The sequence below is a fragment of the Facklamia sp. P12945 genome, assembly GCF_050409485.1.
Classification (GTDB): Bacteria; Bacillota; Bacilli; order Lactobacillales; family Aerococcaceae; genus Facklamia.
Map to the genome: position 1 here is coordinate 1 of NZ_JBNUPJ010000038.1, position 5,059 is coordinate 5,059.

Annotated in this window: 6 protein-coding genes; 3 read left to right on the top strand and 3 right to left on the bottom strand. The window is 35.4% G+C overall.

Translation table 11 applies throughout. The features are described 5' to 3' along the window. Positions 1 to 421: 421 nt before the first annotated feature. From ACQV2X_RS08440 to ACQV2X_RS08450, 3 genes are read right to left on the bottom strand one after another with little or no spacing between them, the layout of a single operon-like run. Complete coding sequence (locus tag ACQV2X_RS08440) at positions 422 to 1,765, bottom strand: glucose-6-phosphate isomerase (protein ID WP_428874507.1); 1,344 nt, start codon at positions 1,763 to 1,765, stop codon at positions 422 to 424. 11 nt (positions 1,766 to 1,776) lie between these two features. Beyond that, positions 1,777 to 2,172 (bottom strand): CvfD/Ygs/GSP13 family RNA-binding post-transcriptional regulator, encoded by a 396-nt coding sequence (locus ACQV2X_RS08445; protein WP_428874509.1) that lies wholly within the window; start codon positions 2,170 to 2,172, stop codon positions 1,777 to 1,779. 22 nt (positions 2,173 to 2,194) lie between these two features. Further along, positions 2,195 to 2,782: a peptidylprolyl isomerase gene (locus tag ACQV2X_RS08450; RefSeq protein WP_428874510.1), complete on the bottom strand. Its 588-nt coding sequence runs from the start codon at positions 2,780 to 2,782 to the stop codon at positions 2,195 to 2,197. A gap of 124 nt (positions 2,783 to 2,906) precedes the next feature. Here ACQV2X_RS08450 and ACQV2X_RS08455 point away from each other — a divergent pair, with 124 nt between their 5' ends. From ACQV2X_RS08455 to ACQV2X_RS08465, 3 genes are read left to right on the top strand one after another with little or no spacing between them, the layout of a single operon-like run. Further along, positions 2,907 to 3,422, top strand: coding sequence for a divergent PAP2 family protein (locus ACQV2X_RS08455; protein ID WP_428874511.1), 516 nt, complete (start codon positions 2,907 to 2,909; stop codon positions 3,420 to 3,422). Positions 3,423 to 3,435: 13 nt separating this feature from the next. Then, positions 3,436 to 4,437: an NAD(P)/FAD-dependent oxidoreductase gene (locus ACQV2X_RS08460; protein WP_428874512.1), complete on the top strand. Its 1,002-nt coding sequence runs from the start codon at positions 3,436 to 3,438 to the stop codon at positions 4,435 to 4,437. Continuing rightward, positions 4,430 to 4,969 (top strand): phosphatidylglycerophosphatase A family protein, encoded by a 540-nt coding sequence (locus ACQV2X_RS08465; RefSeq protein WP_428894421.1) that lies wholly within the window; start codon positions 4,430 to 4,432, stop codon positions 4,967 to 4,969. The genes ACQV2X_RS08460 and ACQV2X_RS08465 overlap by 8 nt, the downstream gene beginning before the upstream one ends. Positions 4,970 to 5,059: the final 90 nt, after the last annotated feature.

Consider the following 5,059-nt stretch of genomic DNA (forward strand, 5'->3'; position numbering starts at 1 on the left):
TGTCTTTGTTCAGTTTTCAATGAGCTTCGCTGCCATAAGTGACAACTTCTATATAATAGCATGGGTTAGACTTTTTGTCAAACCTTTTTAAAAAGTTTTTTTAAACTTTTTTTCTTTCGTTTCGGTCGTTTGTGACGACAAGAAATAATATAACATGAGTTGTTTGTTAATGTCAAATACTTTTCAAAGTTTTTTATTTTTAGCAACTCAAGATGCATTGCTCTTCGTTCGTGACGACAAGAATTAATATAGCATGGGTTGTTAGCTTAAGTCAATAGCTTTTTTAACTTTTTCTAAATTTTTTGTGAATTCTTTTTTGTTCTTCAATTTTATCAATAACCTCTGATGAATAAAAATCATTTGAGACGATCTATAGTCCGACCATCTCAAATGTTTTAACTTTTATTATCGATTGATAATTCTATATTCTTTGACTAAGTTCCTTTGTTAATTCTTCATAACCATCTTTACCAAGTAAGGCAAACATATTACGTTTATAGGCTTCGACTCCCGGCTGATCAAATGGGTTGACACCATTAAGGTATCCAGAAATAGCGACTGCCATTTCAAAGAAATAAATCATTTGACCGAGGCTTTCTTCATTCATTGCTGGAATGTTAATAATAAGATTAGGTACCTCTCCGTCCGTATGGGCAATCATAGTTCCTTGATAAGCCATTTGGTTAACGGTTGACATTTTTTCTCCCTCTAAATATGAAAGACCGTCAACGTCTTCTTCTAATTGAGGGATTGTTAAATCTTTCCTAACTTTTTGGAAGTTTAATACCGTCTCAAATATATTTCGTTGGCCATCTTGAATAATTTGACCAATTGAATGTAGGTCTGTTGAAAAGTTAGCTGAACATGGGAAAATTCCTTTATGATCTTTTCCTTCAGACTCGCCAAATAACTGTTTCCACCATTCACCGAAAGCTTGTAAAGCTGGTTCATAGTTGATTAACAATTCATTGACCTTTCCTTTGCGATAGAAAATATTTCTTATAACAGCATACTGCATGGCTTGATTTTTTGCTAAATCCTCATTTAGATAAAGCTCTCTAGCAATTTTTGCCCCTTCAATCAGCCTTTCTATGCTTGCACCACTTACAGCAATCGGAAGCAAGCCCACTGGTGTTAAAACCGAGAAGCGCCCACCGATACCATCTGGGATTACAAAAGACTCATAATTATTTTGTTGGGCTTCTTTTTTTAATGCTCCTTTAGCTTGATCGGTTGTCGCATAAATTCTTTGATAAGCTTCTTTTTTTCCATATTTTTTGATTAGTTTTTCTTTTAAAACCCGAAAAGCAATTGCTGGTTCCGTAGTTGTTCCTGATTTAGAGATGATATTAATAGAGAAATCACGCTCTCCAATTACTTCTATTAAATCATTCAAGTAAGTGGATGATATGTTGTTACCAGCAAAAAGTATTTGAGGCAAACTTTTGCTTGGAGCCATCATATTATAAAAAGTATGGTTTAAAAAATCTATGGCTGCTTTAGCTCCTAAATAGGATCCGCCTATGCCGATTACTACTAATACTTCCGAGTTCTTTTGAATTTTTTGAGCTACTCCTTTAATTCGCTCTATTTCGGATTGGGGGAAATCAAGTGGCCAATCAATCCAATCCGTAAATTCAGAACCTGCCCCTGTTTTTTCTTTAAGTTCACGTAAAGAGGATTCTGCGAACCCACTTAAGTGCTCCATTTCTTTTTCTTGAAAAAAGTTCAAAGCCTTCGAATAATCAAAGCTAATTGTTTCCATTTATAAACCTCCTAAACTTCTATCTTGGTATTAAACTCATTTTCTTCAATAGAATGCATTGCCTGATCAATCCATTGTGGCATCTTATCTGCTATGGTCTTAAATCCTATGTCTGGTAAATTCCGTCTTTTTTTTCTTCGATTTCTAACAGGAAACAATGGGGTGTTAATTTTATCTAGTGCTCGCATGGATAAAGAAATTTTCTTACTGTATTCATCAATATCAATTACAACTACTTTAACTTTTTCTCCAATATTAATGAATTCATCTAAAGCCCCTACATATCCATGTTTACATTCGGAAATATGCACTAGACCCTGTTCTTCATCAGAAAGCTTTATAAAAATACCATAGTTCTGGATACCGGTTACTTCTCCTTCAATAATATCTCCTATTTTAAACTTCATATCGATTACCGTACTTTCTCACTTATTTAGAAACGGTAACGGATTCAATCATCACATCTTCAACCGGTTTGTCTTGAGGCCCTGTTGTAACATTTTGGATAGCTAAAACATTCTCCATACCTCCAACGACTTGACCAAAGACAGTATGGCGTTGATCCAACCAAGGGGTTCCTCCTTTTTCTTCATAAGCCTTCACAACTTCATCAGGGAACCCTAAGTCTTTTAACTGTTGGAGCATATCAGCCGGTACATTTGGTGCAGTTACAATAAAAAATTGACTGCCATTTGTATTTGGTCCTGCATTAGCCATTGAAAGAGCTCCATAAAAGTTAAAAAGATGCATTGAAAATTCATCTTCAAAACTTTCTCCCCATTTGCTTTCACCACCCATGCCTGTTCCTGTTGGGTCTCCTCCTTGGATCATAAAATCTTTAATAACTCTATGAAAAATCACGCCATCATAGTAGCCTTCTTCAGCTAAAGTAATGAAGTTTTCGACTGTCCTGGGTGCTTGTTCTTTAAATAATGCTAATTCAATGTCACCCTTATTAGTATGTAAAACAACTTGACTTTGTATTTCCTCTGTCTTTAATTGTGGAAAATTATTCATTTTATCGCTCCTTATATCTATTTTCTCTATCATTTTACTCGAAAAAAAACTAAATTTATAGTTAAAGGGTCTTATTTTTGTTAAGATAGTTAGTGTTAAAAATAAAAAGAAGGATAAGGATGCTATGAATTACCCATTAATTGCTGCTTTTACCGCCATTTTTTTCGCGCAAATGATTAAATATCCAATTGCCTATTATTCAAAGCGAAGTCCTAAATTAGATATAATCACTTCTACTGGTGGCATGCCCTCATCGCATTCGGCTGCCGTCGCAAGTTTAATTGCCAGTCTTATATTTGAATACGGTTTTGCTTCAGCACACGTAGCCATAGCAACTGTATTCGGTGTTATTATCATGTTCGATTCTATGGGGGTCAGACGTCAAAGTGGTGAACAAGGCCTTGTAATTGATGCTATCGTTAAACGTCTCTCTCAATCAAATTATGAGGATATAAATGTTCAATCAATTAAAGAAAAACTAGAAGACTCTGAATTTGAAACTGAAATTATTGATAATTATCAAGACCTTATAGTTACTAAATACCTTGGACATAAACCAACAGAAGTATTTGCAGGTATTATTACAGGCGGATTTGTGGCAGTAGTCATGCGCTTAGTATTCCTTGCGTTTTTTTATTAGAAAGGCAGAAATTATGGAAAATATTTATGATATAACAATTATCGGTGCAGGCCCTGTAGGCCTTTATACCGCTTTCTTCGCTCATATGCGAAACGCAAAAGTAAAAATTATTGAGTCACTTGAGGAGGTGGGGGGGCAACCAAATCATCTTTATGGTGAAAAGTTGATTTTCGATATTCCTGCCTATCCTTCGATTAAGGGGAATATTTTGAGTCAAAAACTATTTGAACAGGTCAATCATTTTAAACCAGATATTTCTTTGGGAGAAGAAGTCTTAAATCTCTCTCCCAGAGAAGATGGCATCTATACAATTCAAACTAGTAAAGAAATTTATTACTCAAAGACCGTTATCATTGCAGCAGGTAATGGAGCTTTTCAACCCCGAAAGCTTGGAATGGATAATGCGAATCATTTCGAAAATCATTCCTTACATTATATTGTTAAAAAACCTGAACATTTTAAGCATCAGAGGATAGCAGTATGTGGAGGAGGAGACTCTGCAGTTGATTGGGCACTCACCCTAGAACCAATTGCTAAAGAAGTCTATTTAATACACCGACGTGAAAACTTTCGAGCTTTAGAAAGCTCAGTATCCAAATTACATGCCTCGTCTGTTAAAATTCTAACCCCCTATAAAATTTTAACCTTAGAGGGTAAAAATCACCAGCTCGAATCACTCAAGCTTCAGCAGGTGAAATCAAAAAAAATAGTAGCACTTTGCCTCGATCAATTAATTGTCAATTATGGCTTTTCTAATTCTTTAGGCCATATAAAAGATTGGGGACTCAAGCTTTCTCGCAACCAAATCAAAGTTTCATCATTAATGGAAACTAATTTGCCTGGTGTTTTCGCTGTTGGGGATATTGCTGACTATCCTGGTAAGGTAAAGATCATTGCAGCTGGATTTGGGGAAGCCTTATTAGCTGTTAATCAAGCCTTACACTTCATCGATCCTAATTATCGACCGTCGCCCTTACATTCATCAACTATTTTTGAAGGAGAATTCAATGACTAAAGATTATATTCACTTAAAACACCTAGAATCCAGATCCTATGAATTGCTAGCTGAAAGAGGTGTTAGCATCGAAGAAATCGCTAAAATCGTCTACGATTTACAAAATACTTATGTTGAGACTTTAACTTTGCAAGACTGCATTGATAATTTACATGCTGTGATGCAAAAACGAGAAGTTCAAAATGCTATTATAACTGGAATTGAATTAGATATTGCTGCTGAAAAAGGACTTTTGTCTCCACTTCTATGTGACTTATTAATGCGTGATGAGAGCCTCTATGGAATAGATGAAATTCTGACTCTATCAATCGTCAATGTTTATGGATCAATCGGTCTTACTAATTTCGGTTATTTAGATAAGCTTAAACCGGGCATTATTGGTAAACTAAATGATGAAAAAGATCAGCGGTGCAATACATTTATTGATGACATCGTGGGTGCCTTAGCCGCTGCCGCTGCAAGCCGAATTGCGCACGCACAACCACAAACTGATGAAATTTCCGTTCCTCCAAAAAAACCAAGTCATTTATAAGCTAAAAAAAGATAAGCTCAGCAGCTGAGCTTATCTCAGACTGAAGACAAACCCTTTGTGAGTTAATCTCAAATAAAGGGGTTGTCTTTA